The organism is Ferruginibacter sp. (assembly GCF_028288465.1).
In the GTDB taxonomy this organism is placed as follows: Bacteria; Bacteroidota; Bacteroidia; order Chitinophagales; family Chitinophagaceae; genus Ferruginibacter.
Map to the genome: position 1 here is coordinate 12,573 of NZ_JAQBNR010000016.1, position 18,186 is coordinate 30,758.

18 protein-coding genes are annotated in these 18,186 nt (G+C 43.2%); 14 read left to right on the plus strand and 4 right to left on the minus strand.

The features are described 5' to 3' along the window. The first annotated feature begins 59 nt into the window (after window positions 1-59). Entirely contained in the window at window positions 60-2,411 is a 2,352-nt protein-coding gene (locus JWR61_RS06905) for a hypothetical protein (protein WP_301927108.1), read from the plus strand. Window positions 2,412-2,821: 410 nt separating this feature from the next. Here the strand turns inward: JWR61_RS06905 and JWR61_RS06910 are convergent, their stop codons facing one another. The 3 genes from JWR61_RS06910 to JWR61_RS06920 form a co-directional block, all read right to left on the minus strand. Then, window positions 2,822-3,880, minus strand: a complete 1,059-nt coding sequence (locus tag JWR61_RS06910) for a glutamine synthetase beta-grasp domain-containing protein (protein WP_301927109.1) — start codon at window positions 3,878-3,880, stop codon at window positions 2,822-2,824. Window positions 3,881-4,282: 402 nt separating this feature from the next. Next, on the minus strand, window positions 4,283-5,818 hold the full coding sequence (locus JWR61_RS06915; RefSeq protein ID WP_301927110.1) for a lipase maturation factor family protein: 1,536 nt from the start codon (window positions 5,816-5,818) through the stop codon (window positions 4,283-4,285). A 125-nt stretch (window positions 5,819-5,943) separates the two neighbouring features. Next, window positions 5,944-7,398 (minus strand): NAD(P)/FAD-dependent oxidoreductase, encoded by a 1,455-nt coding sequence (locus JWR61_RS06920; RefSeq protein ID WP_301927111.1) that lies wholly within the window; start codon window positions 7,396-7,398, stop codon window positions 5,944-5,946. Between the two features lie 537 nt (window positions 7,399-7,935). Here JWR61_RS06920 and JWR61_RS06925 point away from each other — a divergent pair. From JWR61_RS06925 to JWR61_RS06955, 7 genes are all read left to right on the plus strand, one after another. Next, the gene (locus JWR61_RS06925; RefSeq protein ID WP_301927112.1) at window positions 7,936-8,838 is read left to right on the plus strand and encodes an SDR family oxidoreductase; all 903 of its coding nucleotides are present in this window, start codon (window positions 7,936-7,938) and stop codon (window positions 8,836-8,838) included. Between the two features lie 13 nt (window positions 8,839-8,851). After that, window positions 8,852-9,772, plus strand: a complete 921-nt coding sequence (locus JWR61_RS06930; RefSeq protein ID WP_301927113.1) for an AraC family transcriptional regulator — start codon at window positions 8,852-8,854, stop codon at window positions 9,770-9,772. A gap of 192 nt (window positions 9,773-9,964) precedes the next feature. Then, entirely contained in the window at window positions 9,965-10,285 is a 321-nt protein-coding gene (locus JWR61_RS06935; protein WP_301927114.1) for a helix-turn-helix transcriptional regulator, read from the plus strand. A gap of 1 nt (window position 10,286) precedes the next feature. Next, window positions 10,287-10,754 (plus strand): SRPBCC domain-containing protein, encoded by a 468-nt coding sequence (locus tag JWR61_RS06940; RefSeq protein WP_301927115.1) that lies wholly within the window; start codon window positions 10,287-10,289, stop codon window positions 10,752-10,754. Between the two features lie 6 nt (window positions 10,755-10,760). After that, the gene (locus tag JWR61_RS06945; protein WP_301927116.1) at window positions 10,761-11,144 is read left to right on the plus strand and encodes a DoxX family protein; all 384 of its coding nucleotides are present in this window, start codon (window positions 10,761-10,763) and stop codon (window positions 11,142-11,144) included. Between the two features lie 186 nt (window positions 11,145-11,330). Next, window positions 11,331-11,888: a DUF4256 domain-containing protein gene (locus JWR61_RS06950; protein ID WP_301927117.1), complete on the plus strand. Its 558-nt coding sequence runs from the start codon at window positions 11,331-11,333 to the stop codon at window positions 11,886-11,888. A 13-nt stretch (window positions 11,889-11,901) separates the two neighbouring features. After that, window positions 11,902-12,495, plus strand: a complete 594-nt coding sequence (locus JWR61_RS06955) for a YdeI family protein (protein ID WP_301927118.1) — start codon at window positions 11,902-11,904, stop codon at window positions 12,493-12,495. Between the two features lie 79 nt (window positions 12,496-12,574). Here JWR61_RS06955 and JWR61_RS06960 read toward each other — a convergent pair whose 3' ends face one another. Then, a complete protein-coding gene (locus tag JWR61_RS06960; RefSeq protein ID WP_301927119.1) occupies window positions 12,575-15,154 on the minus strand; it encodes a M14 metallopeptidase family protein in 2,580 nt (859 codons plus the stop codon). Between the two features lie 278 nt (window positions 15,155-15,432). Here JWR61_RS06960 and JWR61_RS06965 point away from each other — a divergent pair, with 278 nt between their 5' ends. The 6 genes from JWR61_RS06965 (at window position 15,433) to JWR61_RS06990 (ending at window position 18,182) form a co-directional block, all read left to right on the plus strand. After that, entirely contained in the window at window positions 15,433-15,771 is a 339-nt protein-coding gene (locus JWR61_RS06965; RefSeq protein ID WP_301927121.1) for a helix-turn-helix transcriptional regulator, read from the plus strand. 27 nt (window positions 15,772-15,798) lie between these two features. After that, on the plus strand, window positions 15,799-16,224 hold the full coding sequence (locus tag JWR61_RS06970) for a VOC family protein (RefSeq protein WP_301927122.1): 426 nt from the start codon (window positions 15,799-15,801) through the stop codon (window positions 16,222-16,224). Between the two features lie 27 nt (window positions 16,225-16,251). Next, a complete protein-coding gene (locus tag JWR61_RS06975) occupies window positions 16,252-16,740 on the plus strand; it encodes an SRPBCC domain-containing protein (protein ID WP_301927123.1) in 489 nt (162 codons plus the stop codon). Window positions 16,741-16,811: 71 nt separating this feature from the next. Next, window positions 16,812-17,246, plus strand: a complete 435-nt coding sequence (locus JWR61_RS06980) for a helix-turn-helix transcriptional regulator (protein WP_301927124.1) — start codon at window positions 16,812-16,814, stop codon at window positions 17,244-17,246. A gap of 69 nt (window positions 17,247-17,315) precedes the next feature. Then, window positions 17,316-17,726 carry a VOC family protein gene (locus JWR61_RS06985; RefSeq protein WP_301927125.1) on the plus strand — a complete coding sequence of 137 codons (411 nt, stop codon included), beginning with the start codon at window positions 17,316-17,318 and terminating at the stop codon, window positions 17,724-17,726. 12 nt (window positions 17,727-17,738) lie between these two features. Further along, entirely contained in the window at window positions 17,739-18,182 is a 444-nt protein-coding gene (locus JWR61_RS06990; RefSeq protein WP_301927126.1) for a DUF1569 domain-containing protein, read from the plus strand. Window positions 18,183-18,186 lie beyond the last annotated feature (4 nt).

The following is an 18,186-nucleotide window of genomic DNA, read 5'->3' on the forward strand; positions in this document are numbered from 1 at the left end:
GCACGAACAAAAAAATAAAGCCCTGCACAAGTATCACAAATCGGGCGACGCAATTAATAATGGTACTACTATTGGTATTGTCAATATCCACAACTGCCCAAATAAGTTTTACTGCGGGCGAGCTAAAATTGAGCATCAATGAGCTGGGAAGTGTAACTGAAATCACCAATACACTGATGGGTAACAATGTATTGGCCAAAGATACAGCTGCTCCTTTAATGATATTGGTGAGTAACAATACCAGGTACCTGCCCTCCGCGATGTTGTATAACAAGGCACAACATACAATTAGGTTAACTTATAAAGCCTCCGGTGTAACCATTGATATTAAAGTGCAGGAAAAGCCAGGCCATCTTGTGATGGAAATTATAAAAGCCGTACCTGCTGAAAAAATAGATGCCGTAGTATGGGGGCCCTATCCAACGGTAATTAACAAAACAATAGGTGAAGTAATCGGCGTGGTACGGGATGGCAGTATATCCGTCGGCATACAGGTGCTGAATATAAAAACACTGGGCGGCAATTATCCCAACAGCGAGGGCAGTACAGATCAAAGAGGCATTGCCGCCGTTGGCAAACCATGGGGCAGTGTATTACAGGCCTATGCTATTAACCGCAACCGCACCCGCAGGGTAGATGCATGGGGTGGTCAGTTTAAAAATATGCCGGTAGCGGCGATGAAGGGCGAATCGGTAGCCGGCAGTAAAATAGCTTTCTTCACCTGCGATGAACCAAAAACACTGGACAGGCTGGAGCAGATTGAACTGGCAGAAAATCTCCCTCATCCAACTATAAATGGAATCTGGTTTAAAAAATCTTCCCTGTTCGGCCGGTCGTATATCATTTCTTCTTTCAATGAAAACAATGTTGATGAGATGATTGGTTATACTAAAAGAGCTGGATTAATTTCACTGTACCATGAAGGTCCGTTTAAGAGCTGGGGACATTTTATATTGGATAGTACACAGTTTCCCCACGGCAAAGCCGGGTTGAAACAATGCGTAGATAAAGCCCACGCCGCCGGTTTAATGGTGGGCATGCATACACTGACTAATTTTATTAATACCAATGATCCTTACATTACACCCATACCCGACGACCGGTTAAGTATTACCGGCGCTGCTGCATTAACAAACGACATTGATGCTGCAGCCAAAGAAATAGAAGTGAAATCTCCTGAATATTTTAACCAGCAACAAAACAATAGCCTGCACACAATAAAAATTGGCAAAGAACTGATCCGTTACAAAACAGTCAGCGCTACTACACCCTATATAATAACCGACTGCCAGCGGGGCGCATTCGGCACCAGGGCTGCTATACATAAGGCAGGAGATGTCGCCGGAAAATTATTCGATCACCCGTATGAAGTATTTTTTCCAGACATTGATATGCAAAGGGAAACCGCTAAAAACATCGCCAGCTTAATGAACGAAACAGGTGTTGACCATTTGGATTTTGACGGTATTGAAGGCGGCCTCGCCTCAGGCCAGGGCGATTATGGAACAGAGTTATTTGCAAAAGACGTATATGACAATGTGCATCATGATTTTATTTGTGGCACAAGCCGCAGTCTTACGTACTTCTGGCACATGTGCTCATACTATAACTGGGGCGAACCGTGGTATGGTGGTTTTAATGAAAGTATGCAACAGTACCGCATAGATAACCAGGGTTTGTTCGACAGAAATTATATGCCGCATATGCTCGGCTGGTATCTTCTCTCAGACAACACTACTATGGCTGAAATGGAATGGATGCTCTCAAGATCAGCCGGCTATGGAGCCGGCTTTGCAATGGTGATAAAACCGGCTTCCATCAAAAAAAATCCATTGGCGCCCGAACTGCTTGATGCCATCCGCGAATGGGAAACGGCGAGAAATGGAGGTGCTTTTTCAAAAGAGCAGCAGGAAAGACTCAAGGATCCAAAAAATGAATTTCATTTAGAAAAAATTGCAGATGGCAAATGGAATCTGACCCAATTTGCAGTATCACCTGTTTTTGTAAGAGAAAAATTTATAAGGCAGCCCGGTGAACCGACCTGCACCACCTGGAACTATCAACAGCAATGGAAGGAGCAAACGCTCCAGTTTCGGTTAACAGTTAAAGGCAAAGAAGGCAGCGTTAGCAATATAAAAATGCAGTTGGATAACTATGCTGAAATTAAAATACCGTTGGAGCTAAGTACGGGAGAAACAGCCGTGTGCGATGGAACTACCTCGCTTAAAATATATGATGCAAAAGGAAAACTAAAAGCTACACAACAACTACCAGGCTTACCGCCGGTTTTGGCAAATGGCAGCCACAGGGTGGTCGTTGATTGTACTTTTGGAGGTGAAGAACCACCAACATTAGCAATGCAGTTTAAAGGAAAAATGGTAACTGAAACCTGCGCCATCAGTAAATTGTAAATTCCGTTGTACTTTGCCATTGTCTGTATGCAGCTTACGAAACCATTTGTTGAAAGATCTGAAATGCTTCAAACTTGTCAATTTTATTTACCCCGTACGTTATAATATCATGTGAACCGACACCTGGCCAGGGTAATGCACTTTGGATGCAGCGTTTGATTTATTGAGTAGGAATTATCAAAAAAAAAATTCCATACCTGGTAAAAATAACTGGCATTGAACAGGTGACTTAACACTTGTAGAAATTAGCAACGCGGTACTGTTTAACAAACCGAAGCAGATCCCCAATATTTCCGGAGCAATATTTATCAATAAAGATCGCTGTTTCCTGAATAAAAAAGCCGCCTCATTCGCATGAAACGGCTTCTTTATCTATATCTAAAAATGATCGGTGAAGATCTGTACTTAAGCTAGGCCAGCGCTGCAGCCGCCTCTTTGGTTGCCACTTTTGGTTCAGTTACAACTGCAGATTTAACTGTTTTTACAATACGGGCAGCCACTTTATATGGATCTGCTGCACTGTTTGGCCTGCGGTCTTCCAGCCATCCTTTCCAGCCTTTTTCCACGGCTCCGATTGGAATTCTGATAGATGCTCCCCTGTCGGAAACACCATATTTGAATTCGTCGATAGACGCTGTTTCATGCTTACCGGTCAGGCGAAGATGGTTATCGGCGCCATATACAGCGATGTGCTCTTTGATAACAGGACGGAAGGCTTCACAAATTTGCTCGAACGTTTCACGGCTTCCGCAGGTTCTTAATGTATGGTTGGAGAAGTTGGCATGCATACCACTTCCGTTCCAGTCAAGGGCTCCCAATGGTTTACATTCCCAGTTGATAGAAATACCGTATTTTTCACCGATTCTTTCCAGTAAATAACGGGCGATCCAAATCTGGTCTCCAGCTTCTTTTGCACCTTTTGCAAAAATCTGGAACTCCCACTGGCCGGTAGCCACTTCGGCATTGATGCCTTCTACATTCAGACCTGCTTCAAGGCAAACATCCAGATGCTCTTCTACCATATCGCGGCCGAATGCATTTTTAGCGCCTACTGAGCAATAATAGGGTCCCTGCGGACGTGGATAGCCACCTTCAGGAAAACCAATTGGTTTATCTGTTTCTGTATTCCATAAAAAATATTCCTGTTCAAATCCAAACCAAAAATCATTGTCATCATCTTCAATCAACGCCCTTCCATTGCTTGGATGTGCCGAACCGTCAGATGACAATACTTCGCACATTACAAGGAAACCATTTTTACGCTGTGGATCAGGTACTATGTAAACTGGCTTTAGCAAGCAGTCTGATGAACCTCCCGGAGCCTGTTCAGTAGAAGAACCGTCGAAGGACCACACAGGGCAATCTTCCAGTTTACCGGAAAAATCTTTTTCAATTTTTGTTTTGCTGCGCAGGCTCTGAATTGGTTTATAACCGTCAAGCCAGATGTACTCTAATTTTGAGGATGCCATGGTGGTAAATTTATTTTTTAAAAAATGATTTTCTTACTGGACGAGGTCCGCTGTCACCTTTTAGTTCAAAAAACAGGCTTTACTTTGTATCCATATCCAAGTAGTTAGCAATAACCCGTTGTTTTAAAGTTTGACGGCCCGAAAATAGTAAACTTTTTTAAAAAATATACATGTTATTAAAATAATTATGTTATTCAGTTGCTAATAATGTTAATAACCTTGATTCTTTACCTGCAAATAATAACTTTTTATAATTTTTATTAAACAATTTGACCTATTTTCAATTGATTTTGAAAATTATATTTAATTTTAATATTATTAAGGATAGGGTTTAAAAGTTTCGATTTCACTTTCTCTTAAGTTACTTCGGTCCTTTTGCATTAGCATGACAATATTATTCCGTTAGGGCATCCATCCATAGCTCCGCAAAAAAGCAATCAGGCGTGGATCATTCGCATCCATTGCCGGAATCCAGTTGCTGACCTTTTCCCTGTTCCACCAACGTTCGGGTTTGTCACCTGCTTTCGCAAAACTATAGCGGTATAAAACCGCCCGGATATAGTGCGGTGGTTTATCGGGAAATGGATTAGATGCAAACAAGCCAACTGCACCGGGGTCGTTGTGCAGCAGCTTCCACTGCAGGTGCAAAGTCCATGGATAATCATCCGGCGAGCCCATAGCGGCAAACCACATTTGCCAGTCGAGCCGCAAGTGATAAGGCGCTATTTGCTGCGGCCGTTTATCCGGCAAAACCGGGAGGCCCTTGTAGAGGTAGGGCTTCCAGTTAGCCTTGTCTGTTGAATCCGAATCCACCGTTCCCTCAAATACTACATTAAAACGCTCCTTTCCTACACTGCCAAATGCACCATAGGTATTTACAAGGTCCAGCGGATCAAATGACCTGTTCATTACCTGCCCGGGCGACACCATGTTAAGTGCGGGCTGAATACTGAGCAACGCGATGACAATTGCTATACCCCAGGCTGTGTTTACCATAGGTGTTGAAATGACGGCATTGGCGGCCGCAGCTTCAGCTTGATTGACCAGGCGCCGTGGAAGCAATCTGCGCCAGAAGTCATCATCAAAGCAAGCCAGTGCAGGAACAATGGTAAGCCAGTTTAAAAATGAGAGATTGCCACTGAGGATAAGGTTAAACTGGAATAAGATAATGACAATGCCTGCAATGTGGCGTGCTACCCGTGGCCAGAAAACAACAAATGGTGCGGCCAGTTCTGCCAGCCAGTTAAACCATACGCCCAGTTTGAGCGCCTTATGCGGCAGGAAGTGAAACCAGCGGCTCAGCGGCCCGGGTATGGGCTGCGTTTCAAAATGATAATAAAGGGCGGTGCTGTTGCGCCACACTTCATCGCCCCGTACTTTTATTAACCCTGCGCCAAGCATCAGCCGAAAAATAATCCAGCGGAATAACCCAATAATAATAACAGGTGGCGGCCGTTTAGGAAAAGGCCGCATATCCAGCAAAGGGCAAAGAAAGATGGCAAGGAAACCGGTTTCTGTAAGTTGTATTTCCCAGCCAAACCCATACCACTCCTGCCCCACATGAACAATAGATAAGTACAGCAGCCAGAGCACGCCCATCATCACAGCGTTGGCGTAACCACACACTACAATAAGCGAAAGTATCAACCCAGCCCATGAAACCATCAGCAACATCGCATCGGAATGGCCAAACCAAAAGATGGATGGCAAACGAAAAAAGCCACCGGCTTTACCCAGCGAGTTGCTGATTTGCTGTAAATAACTATCAACCGGGGTCAGTCCGTCTTTACCAATTAAAGGAATAATTTGATTAACGGCTACTAAGAAAGCAATGGCATAAACAGCGCCCAGTAAACGCAATATCATAAAGCGGGTGAGCCAGTACGTTGGGGCCGCAACAGGCATTTCTGCAACCGCATTATCCGTTTTCACTTCCATTATTATGCTGCTTTAACTTGATTGTTTTGGTACTGTTATGCTGAATATAATTTGCAAAAACCAATCCTAAAAGCGCTGATGACAACTGATTGTAAGGAAGTCTTTCATTAAAAGGACGCTGTGATTTATCCGCGAAACAACCCTATTTTTTCTTCGAGATGAAAAATATCTTTAAGTGCCCGCTTTGCAGCGTAGTAGCCACACATGCCATGCACTCCCCCACCCGGCGGGGTAGAAGCCGAACAAATATAAATACCCTTTGCTGCAGTGCGATAGGGCGAAAAGCGAAGTGCAGGCCGTGTAAACAATTGGGTAATATCACTCACACCACCGTTGATATCTCCACCCACATAATTGGCATTGTATGATTGCACCTGTACCGTGTTCATGGTATGTTTCGCCAATATGGTATCGCAAAAACCAGGAGCAAAACGTTCCACCTGTTTTTCAATAGCGCTTGTCATGTCTGCCTGCGATCCATTGGGCACATGACAATATGCCCAGGCAGTATGTTTTCCTTCCGGTGCCCGTGATGGATCGACCAGGCTAGGCTGTGCCAGTAAAACAAATGGTCTTTCAACCAGTTTTCCTTTTGAAGTCTGCAACTCCCCTGCTGCAATTTCAGCAAATGTATTGCCCAAATGCACAGTGCCGGCTTGCCTGCACTCAGCAGCAGTAAAAGGTATGGGGCTATCCAGCGCCCAATCAATTTTAAATACACCCATACCATACCTGTACCTGTTCAGTTGCCATTTATACAACGATGAAAACCGGTCGCCTGCTATTTGCAACACCTGCTTCGGATCAAGGTCAAACAAAACAGCATCCGAGGTTGGGAGTTGGCCAAAAGACTTTACTTCAACATTGGTTTCAATGGTGCCACCCAGTGAAATAAAATAGGCAGCGAGCGCATCTGCAATGGATTGTGAACCTCCAGCTGCAACAGGCCATCCCTTTAAATGACCGGCAACGAGCAATACGAGTCCGATAGCAGAGGAGGCGATATTAGAGAAGGGTTGCATGGCGTGTGCAGCCATGCCGGCCCATAAACCTTTTGCATGTTGAGAAGAAAACCGTTTTGACAAAAACGAAGCGGATGTCAATGCTTTTATAGCAAATTTTGCCAGCGCTGCAGGATGCTCCGGAAAATGAAGTGGCCCTAATACATCGGGTGCAAGGGCCGGCCAGTTATTCAATAAAGGTTGTATTAATTGGATGTATTGCTTTTCATCGGCACCCAAACCCTCCGCAGTTTCCTGCAATGATTTTTTTAAGACCGCGGCACAGCCCTCATCAAAAGGATGCGCAGCGGCAACAGCGGGATAAATATAATTCAACCCAAATTTTTGTAAAGGCAGTTGCTGAAAAAATGGTGAGCCCGCAGCCAGCGGGTGAACGGCAGAACATACATCGTGTTTGAAACCAGGCAACGTTAACTCCTTTGTACGCAAACCACCTCCAATGCTATCTTTTGCTTCCAATAATAAAACACCCAAGCCCGCATATTGCATGGTGATAGCAGCAGCCAATCCGTTGGGTCCGGAACCCACTACCACGACATCATATTCTCTTTTGCCCATGTTGCTATTTTATTGCTGGTGTGCTAAAGTTATACCAACATAGCGGAGATTTTTCCGCCGTGCTACTTTTCAGTTGCGCCAGATAGATTTGTCTTGTTAACGACAATGTTCCATCCAAACATACTGTGGGTATAATATATATTAAATGCCCGCTGCGTTCCGTGGGAATGCTATCTGCGCAAATAAAATACAATCCACATTACGTTCCTATGAAACGTGTGCCAACAATTTGTTGTTGCCACCCACATAATGCCCGATGGGTCAATGCCTACATCCTGACTAAATTAAGTTGGCCGCAATGCACGCTTCAAATCTAAATATCGAAAAGAACGATCCCCTTTTTATAAACGAAGCTTTGCATTCTTTCCGCTCAATCAGGCGTATACCCTGCACATGTTATCATCTGTGGTTTTCAAGTAATGTGCTATTCACCCCAAATGAAAATTCACTCCCCATTTCCGGCTACAACAAAAGTAGATCTGGCTACAGTTGTTATTTTGATGCTGCTGAATTTTGCAGAAACAAATAAACAACAAAATGAAAATTATCATTACAGGTTCTCTTGGGCACATCAGCAAACCGCTGGTTAATATACTGGTTCAGAAAAAATATTCTGTGACAGTAATCAGCAGTAAAGCCGAACGGCAAAAAGCAATTGAAGCTGCGGGTGCCACCGCTGCGATCGGCTCTATGGAAGATGCTAATTTTTTAACAGCGACTTTTAAAGGAGCAGATATTGTGTATGTGATGGAAGCAGTTGGAGCACACAATTTCTTTGATAAAAATTTCGACATCATGGCGGCCATTGACAGGATTGTCAACAGTTACAAAGAAGCCATTCAACAGTCGGGCGTAAAGCGGGTGATTCATCTCAGCAGCATTGGTGCGCATACCGACAAAGGCAATGGCATGCTGGCTTTTCACTATAATGCAGAAAAAATTTTACAGCAGTTACCAAACGATGGTACCATTAAATTTATGCGGCCCGTCGGCTTCTACTACAACATGTTTGCATTTATACCTACCATCAAAACGCAAAACTGCATTGTTTCAAATTATGGTGGTGATGAAAAAGAACCCTGGGTTTCGCCGCTGGACATTGCGAAAACGATCGCTGAAGAAATTGAAAAACCTTTTACTGGCAGAGAGATTCGTTACATAGCAAGCGATGAAGTTTCACCGAATGAGGTGGCCACCATTTTAGGCAAAGCAATTGGAAAGCCGGGTTTAAAATGGCAGGTAATTCCCGATGAACAATTTATGAACGGTTTGCTGGCAGCCGGCATGAACACTCAGGCGGCGAGGGGTTTGACGGAAATGAATGCAGGCAGGCGAAACGGTGTAGTGTACGAAGATTACTACCGTAACAAGCCGCTGTTAGGTAATATAAAACTGGTTGATTTTGCAAAGGAATTTGGAGCAGGCTATAACCAACAATAAGTAACTTCATAACATGCCAAACAAACAACCACGCCGAATTAAAACGATCAAAGAGTTTCACCAGTTCAGGGGTTTGCCAATGCCTGAACATCCGTTGATCAGTGTAGTGGATTATGCGGCTATCAGGCATTTTCCTGAAAACAACACGATCAGCTGGGTGCTGGATTTTTATTCCATTTCATTAAAAAGAACTTCCAACGCCAAAATGAAATATGGTCAGCAGGAATATGATTTTGATGAAGGCGTTATGTTTTTTATGGCTCCCGGACAGGTTTTCAGCGTTGAGGTCAATACGAATGTGCCAGCCAGACATACGGGATGGATATTGCTAATCCATCCCGATTTTATCTGGAATACGGCTTTGGCCAAAACAATTAAGGGGTATGACTATTTCGGCTACTCGGTAAATGAAGCCTTGTTTCTTTCAGCAAAAGAAGAAGCCACTGTTACCAATATCATACAACACATCGCACAGGAATACCACGCCAACATCGACAAGTTTAGCCAAAATGTAATCATTGCTCAACTGGAATTATTACTCACTTACTCGCAACGGTTTTACGAACGCCAGTTCATCACCAGGAAAATATCCAACCATCAAATTCTCCATCGCCTGGAAACTGTTCTTACGGAATATTTCAACAGCAACTATTTAACACAAAAGGGATTGCCTACTGTGCAACACATTGCCACTGCATTAAATGTATCGCCCAATTATTTAAGCGGTTTGCTAAAAGTACTTACCGGGCAAAGCACGCAGCAGCATATCCACGACAAACTGATTGAAAAAGCCAAAGAAAAATTATCCACTACCGATTTATCAGTAAGTGAAATTGCCTACGAATTGGGATTTGAACATCCGCAATCTTTCAGCAAATTTTTCAAAACAAAAACGCGGTTGTCTGCGTTGGAATTCCGGCAATCATTTAATTGACAGGGTTAATCTGTAGAACGTATCATTTACAAATTCTTCCATACACTTCCCTCCTGTTCAACACCGTTACCAGGCTTTTAAATAATCATCCCCATGCCTCTGCCGCCGAAATCAAAAAAATCAAAAAAAAACTTCCTCAAAATTTGCGTAGCCAAATAACTACATATATATTTGTAGTCAAATAGCTACACAATGAATTTAAGACGGGATGTATTTCAAGCCATAGCCGACCCTACGAGGAGAGCCATATTATTGTTGGTTGCTTCGCAATCGATGACGGCCGGTGCAATAGCGGCCAACTTCGATACCGCAAGGCCCACTGTATCCAAACACCTGCAGATACTTACTGAATGCGAATTGCTTACACAGGAGCAAAGCGGCAGGGAAATTTCCTACCATACCAACGCAAAAAAAATGAAAGCAATCGCCGATTTTATTGAGCCATTCCGCAACATGTGGGATGACCGGTTTAACAAACTGGAAGCCGTTATGAAAAAATATAAACGCAAATAACATGGAACGAAAAACGAAAATACATGCAGACGATGGCAAACAGGATTTGCTGATTACAAGGGAATTTGATTTACCGCTGGAATTATTATTTAAAGCGCATGCCGAACCTGAATTGGTGGAACAGTGGATGGGAACAAAAGTGCTGAAACTGGAAACTAAAAAGCACGGCGGCTGGCAATTTGAAACGAGTGATGGTAAGGGAAACGTAGTATTCAGAGCCAACGGCGTTATCCATGAGTTTGTTGAGAATCGTAAAATCGTGCGCACGTTTGAAATGGAGAATGCGCCTTTTGACGTGCAGTTGGAGTTTCTTGAATTTGAACAACTGACTGACGAAACAAGTAAACTAACTATGCAGATAGTTTATAAATCGGTTGAACTAAGAGACCAGATGCTGAAGCTGCCTTTTGCGCAGGGCCTCAATATGGCACATGACCGCTTACAGGATTTCGTACAAAAACTAAAATAACCTACCATGTCAAGTCGCAATAAAATTATTTACTGGGTTGCAACAACACTATTATCTTTCGGCATGCTGAGCAGCGGGCTGGCACAACTTTTTCATGCAAAAGAAATGATTGATTTAATTGTTCCGTTGGGATATCCGTTGTATTTTTTATACATCATTGGGGTGTGGAAACTATTGGGTGTAACCACCATTCTCCTTCCGGGATTTAAGCTGGCTAAAGAATGGGCGTATGCAGGTTTCTTCTTCCTGATGACAGGAGCATTGCTATCACACCTTGCAAGCGGCGATAGCAGCGTTAAGGGAATTATCGGGCCATTTATGCAAACAATTTTTATTATTTTGTCCTGGTATTTCCGGCCGGCGGATAGAATACTCATTGCAGCCAATTAATAAAATCCGGATGGACTGAATGGTTGATGTATATTTAAAAAGCGCTGTGAAGTGACTTGTGTGCACCCAGGCAAAATGAAAAGGTTGCTATAAAAAACTGAACCTGTATGGAGCGTCGTCTGTGTCGCTGCCATGAAATACAAATGCCGGCAAACAAATTTTATCTGAAGTAAAAGTATAAACAACATGAACAAGAAGTTGTCACCGGGTGAGCGTGAAGAACTGCTCAAAATATTAAAGGCCCGCTTTGAAAAAAATATGAACCGCCATAAAGGGCTTGAATGGAACCTTGTGCAAACCAGGCTGGAAGCGAGTGCAGAAAAGTGTTGGTCGCTCAATGAAATGGAAGCATCGGGCGGCGAGCCGGATGTGGTTGGCCATGATAAAAAAACGGGGCAATACACTTTTTATGACTGTTCAGCAGAAAGCCCAAAAGGCCGCAGGAGCCTGTGTTACGACCGGGAAGCACATACGGCAAGAAAAGAATTTAAACCAGCCGATACGGTGCTGGACATGGCTGCTGCAATGGGTATTGAACTGTTGGATGAAACCCAATACAGGGCCTTGCAACACCTGGGAAAATTTGATACAAAAACTTCCAGCTGGATAATAACGCCTGCAACTATCAGGAAACTGGGTGGTGCTCTTTTTTGCGACCGCAGGTACGACACTGTCTTTGTATATCATAATGGTGCGGAATCATACTATGCTGCCCGTGGCTTTCGTGGTTCATTAACCGTTTAATAAAAAACATCCCATGACAAAGAAAATACTGAATCCTGCCGCTGATTTTTATTTTGACAAAGCCGGCACCTGGCAGGAAGCGATCAGGCAATTACGGATGATTGTCCTTGACACCGGCCTCACCGAAGAACTAAAATGGGGTTGCCCCTGCTATTCATTGGAGGGCAGCAATATTGTGTTAATACATGTGTTTAAAGAATATTGTGCCTTGTTATTTTTCAAGGGAGCCTTGCTGGAAGACAGTAAAAATATCCTGATTCAGCAAACGAAAAATGTGCAGGCTGCCCGGCAGGTACGGTTCACCAATGTAAAGGACATTGTGAAGCAGGAAAAAACATTGAAGGCATATATTCAGCAAGCCATTGACGTGGAAAAAGCCGGACTGAAAGTGGATCTTAAAAAAACAACAGAATACACTATACCTGAAGAATTTCAAACCAAACTAAATAAACAACCTGCGCTGAAAGCCGCGTTTGCTGCATTGACGCCTGGCCGCCAAAGAGCCTACCTGTTGCATTTTTCAGCACCCAAACAAACCAAAACACGGGAAGCAAGAATTAAAAAATATATACCGCAAATACTGCAGGGTAAGGGATTGAATGATTAGTGCAGCTTATGTATTCAATACAATAATATATTACCAAAAGTGAATGATTTTGTACCGAAGGATAGCAAAGAACTGGCATTTAATCATCGCCTCTCCCACTCGCTGCATCAATAATTTTTGCAAAGAAAATCGCATTCATCATCAGCCTGGTACCACCCAGCCAAAACGCCCGGAAGTTGGGATTGTTATCAATATTAATGATTCTGCCAGTGCCCACCGTATTCACAATTACAGCGGCTGTATTCTTCATTGCATCGCTGTTCTCTTTGCTTATCCACCCGCTTTGCAAAGGGTTTTCTTTATAATAAAAAGGCGTTGCAAAAGGGTTTTTGCTTTTCTCCATAAACACTTTGTTGCTCTTAAAAAAGCTGATTGTTTTTTCGGTATAACCATACGCCAGTGGATGTGTTAGGTCAACATCTGCACCAAAAATGGCGCCGCTCATTTGTTGTGCGCCATCAATTTCTTCTTCCTCGCCATAGGCAATTCGCTTAGTGCTGTCAACACCGGTTTTAATTTTTTTAAGCGTTACCGAATTGATTCCATTTTGAGAAGCCCATTGCACGGCTTCTTCCAGCAATATCAGCGTACCGCCATTGCTGACCCATGTTTTTAATTTTTCTTTATTTAATTCCGCATAACTGCCGCCCACCATTACCAGGGTATTGTATTTGTTTAAATCTACCCGGTTAAAAATAGCTGGTTCCAGATGAGTAGCGGGTATGTTCATCCGCTGGTCAAGCAAATGCCATACTTCGCCTGCATCGGTAGCATTCACGCCGGCACCGGCCAGCATGGCAATGGTTGGTTTGGTGAGTGCAACCAGTTTGCGGCTGCCCATATCAACGCCACTTATTGCATTGCCTGTTTGCAGTGCATAAAAAGGCAATGCATATTTTTTAGCGATATCGCTCAGCAGGAAAAATAATTTATCTGCATCCAGTGGCTGATTGTTTACAGGTATCAGCACAGTGCCCGGGTTAAAGTTTTTTGTTGCTGTAGTCAACACCATTTCAAATTTTTCAGTGGCTGTTTTTGTGATGATATTATTTTTCTGCAACTCGTACAAGGCAGCAGGTGCCAGCAGATCAGTCCATTCCAGCAAATAGCCATAGGTACTTTTACCACCATTTACAATACCTGTTAACTGGTTTGCTTCCGTCAATTGTTTCCCTAGTAGATTCTTGTTGAATTGCGTTGCGCTCAACTCTCCATAAGGCATACCAAAAGCCAGTGGCATAGTCCAGGCGGTGATATCATAAAACAGGCTGTCTTTATAATTGAGTGTCTTTTCAAAAAATGTTTTTATTAGTTTGTACTGCGGTTGCTGCACGGGCACAATAAATGCATCGCCTGTTTTAAAAGTTTTGCCGTTGGCTATGATGTCATTTTTGGGTGCATATATTTCAATACGGTGGCGCAACAACATTGTTACAAACAGGTTGGTTTTATTCTTATCTGCCCCGTCACCAAAAACATAGGCTTGTACAGGTGCCGTAGCAGCCTGCTGCAGCGAAGTGGTATAAAAAGTACGCTGCCAGTCTAAAAATTCTTTGCGCAAATTGTTTGCTCCTTCCAATGTAGAGAGCGTTGTTACAAACTGGTTTTTGATGGTAGCAGGAAAACGCAAAATACCATTCACTGTTTCCTGCGCATGGCCACGACTACTGGCCTGTTCAAACAAAATACCAATGGCGCCATTGATATCGGGATAGGTGGAACCCTTGCCATAATAAAAATCATCGTAACTCTCTTTTGTAAAATACAGGGAACCGATTTTATCCAACGCCTTTGCATGAAACTTAGCCAGCTTGCTGGTAAGCTCCTGGTTTTTTTCCGGCGTTAAGGGATTTACCCTTGCTGACACACCGGGTTGAAAAAAGAAAGTAGCATTACTCCCCTGCTCATGATGATCCGTTAAAATATTCGGCCGCCATTGATGAAACCACTGCAACCTGTTCTGGCTTTCCACATGCACGGCCGGCAACCAGTCCCTGTTAAGATCGAACCAGTAATGATTGAATCTGCCACCGGGCCACACTTCATTAAACTCCCTGCTGTTGGGATCCGTAACCAGGTTTTTACTTTTATGCTGGTTGGCCCAGGTAGAAAAACGCTGCAGTCCATCTGGGTTAAAAGATGGATCAAAAAGAATCACCGTATTGTCCAGTAAATCATCGATCGCCTTGCCCTGCGCCGCCGCTAAATAATAGGCGCTAAGCAAAGCTGCATTGGCACCGCTTGGTTCATTACCATGAATGGAATGACCGATCCAAACCACAATGGGCATGTGCTCAATATTTACAGCAGCAGATTTTGAAGGATCGCTTAATAACAAATGTTGTTGCCGTATTTCTTCCAGGTGCTGCTGATTTTTTGGTGAGGTGATGATCAACAACACCTGCGGACGATCTTCATAAGTAAAACCCATCGTCTCCAGCTTAACTCTTTCCGGTGCGGCAGCGGCTATAGCTTTCATATAATTCACCAGCCGGTCGTGGGTTACATGCCACTCGCCTACTTCGTGATAAATAATGTCTTTTGGTTTAGGGATGGCCGGGTTGTACGTGACATCATCCGGCAAATAATAACTTAAGTCCTGGGCTGTAGCCTGCAAGACCATGAAAAAAATAATCGCCGAAAAAAATAGCTGCTTCATAAGTTATTAGTTAATCATTGAAAATAAGTTGTTTGGCCAGATAAAAAAAGATGATTTTCTGGACGATTTGCATTATGGCATCGCGTGTTCATTTGCAAATATTTTACAGGCAATGCAATACCTTCAACCCTTTTCGGGGCTGATGACGTTACATTATCTAATCACTGGTTGTCGCAATAACAATGCTTCTCTATCAATTCAAAAAAAATAAAAATAAAGCCATAAATATTTGTGCAGCCAGGTAACTGCACTATATTTGCAGTCAAATAACTGCACAAATGGAAATTCGCAGAGATGTTTTTCAGGCCATCGCCGACCCTACCCGCAGGGCGATACTGGGTTTGGTGGCTTTACAGGACATGACCCCCGGTGCCATCGCCGGCAACTTTGATTCGACCAGGCAAACGATTTCAAAGCACATACAAATTTTAACCGAGTGCGAATTGCTGAAACAAACCCAATCCGGCAGGGAAATATATTACCAGTTCAACCCAAAAAAAATGAAAGAAATAGCAGACTGGCTGGAACCTTACCGAAAATTGTGGGAGGGCAGATTATCAGCAATGGATGATCTGCTGAAAGAAATGCAAACGAAAAAAACAAGATCGAAAAAATAATCAGTTCACCAATTAAAAGTAAACAACATGACAAAGCAACTCTATCCCTGTTTATGGTTCGACGGTAAGGCCAGGGCAGCAGCCGATTTCTACTGTGGCATTTTTCCGGATTCAACAATATTGCATGACTCAGGAATGGTAGTGAATTTTAAGTTGAACGGGCAACTCTTTATGGGCTTAAATGGCGGTCCTCATTTTACATTTAACGAAGCTGTTTCTTTTGTTATCCCCTGTAAAGACCAGGCTGAAATTGATCATTACTGGTACAAGCTGATTGCCGATGGCGGACAGGAAAGTATGTGCGGATGGTGCAAAGATAAGTTCGGATTATCCTGGCAGGTGGTGCCGGAAATACTGGGTCAACTGATGTCTGATCCTGAAAAAGGGCCACGTGTTGTGCAGGCATTTATGAAAATGAAAAAATTTGATATTGCAGCGTTGCAAAATGCTTGATTGCGAAAAACATCCAATTTAAAAATCATGGCAAAGCAGATTGAAGTTACCAGGACATTCAATGCTCCTGTAGAAATGGTTTGGCAACTTTGGACAGAGCCACAACTGGTAAAACGCTGGTGGGGTCCGAAACATTTTACGGCACCCGTTGCAAAAATCGATTTCAGGGAAGGTGGCAAATCTATTGTAAGTATGCAGGCACCGCCTGAAATGGGCGGCCAGGTATTTTATTCCGCCTGGTTATATGTAAAAATTATTCCCCTGCAATCAATTGAGTTCATTCAAAGTTTATCTGATGAAGCCGGCAATAAAATCACTCCCACGCAGGTTGGGATGCCGCCTGATTTTCCTGCATACATTCAAACCATCGTAACGTTCCGCCTTGTTGATAATAACCAAACCGAAATGACGGTTACAGAATATGCCGAATTTAGCAGCATTAGCAACTTTGCACAAATCGGTTTGGAACAGAGTTTGGACAAGATGGTGGATATTTTCAGCAAAAAAGGGTCATAAAAAACACGCAGGGCCCACTTATTATTTAACTTTATAAATGATAGCAATCATGGTAAACCCGACTTATAATAATGACAGAAAAAGAAACAACACCAGCCTATCCCAAAGTGTACCTGTACAAAAGAATTGTGCAGGCAAAATTGTTTATTGACGCCAACTATCACCTGACTATAGACCTGGATAACATTTCAGACGAAGCGTGCTTTTCCAAATTTCATTTCATCCGCCTGTTTAAAAAAACGTACGGCAAAACGCCGCACCAATACCTCACCGTTGTGCGCATTGAAAAAGCTGCCCGGCTTTTACAAACCGGGCAGAATGTATCCGGCGTTTGCTATGCGGTTGGCTTTGACAGTGTAAGTTCATTCAGTGGGCTTTTTAAACGCATTGTTGGCCAGTCTCCTTCCGCCTACGTGGCTACATACCAACAAACACGAAACCAGATAACCGTTATGCCGCTGGCGTTCGTGCCGGGGTGTTTTGCCTTTCAGCATGGCTGGACTTAAAATAGCAATTTTGGAGAAGCGAAACTCCGCACCATTCCCGACATTTGCTTCATAACAAAAACATCCACCATGATAATGAAAATGACGCATGTTTGCGTATACGTGCTCAACCAGGAAACTGCCTATGACTTTTACACCAACAAACTCGGCTTTAAAGTGAAGATGGATGTTCCTATGGGCAAGGATGCCCGTTGGTTAACAGTTACCCCACCTGAGCAACCCGAGCTGGAAATCACTTTATTTCCGGTGGCTACCGGCAGTATGTTTACTGAAGCTACAGCCCAATCCATGAAAGAGCTTATCAGCAAAGGTACCTTCGGGCCGGGCGTTTTTACCTGCAGGGATATTTATGCAACCTATGAAGAATTAAAAAGCAAAGGCGTTGAGTTTGTAAAACCACCCACCAAAGAATTTTACGGTACAGAAGCCCTGTTTAAAGACGATTCGGGTAACTGGTTTTCATTAGCTCAGCTTGCATAAAACAACAGCAATATGAAATCGATATTTGATCCATCAATAAGAGCCGAAATTATCAACAGAATTAATGCACTGGATGACAACAGCACCGCACAATGGGGCAAAATGACACTTTACCAAATGCTGAAACACTGCACGCTTTGGGAAGAAATGATACTCGGAAAAAAGAGTTACAAACAAGTATTCATGGGCCGTTTGTTTGGCCGCATAGCCCTGAAAAAAGTTTTAAAAGATGAGCAGCCATTGGGGAGAAATTCACCTACGATTACCGCACTTAAAATAACGGACGATGGTGATATCGCTGCGCAAAAGAAAAAATGGATTGCGCTTATTGAAGAAGAGGCCCATTTTTCAAATCCTGATTTTGTGCATCCATTTTTTGGAAAGATGACCAAAGAGCAAATTGGTTACATGGCTTATAAACATGCCGATCATCACCTGCGGCAATTTAACGGTTAACTTA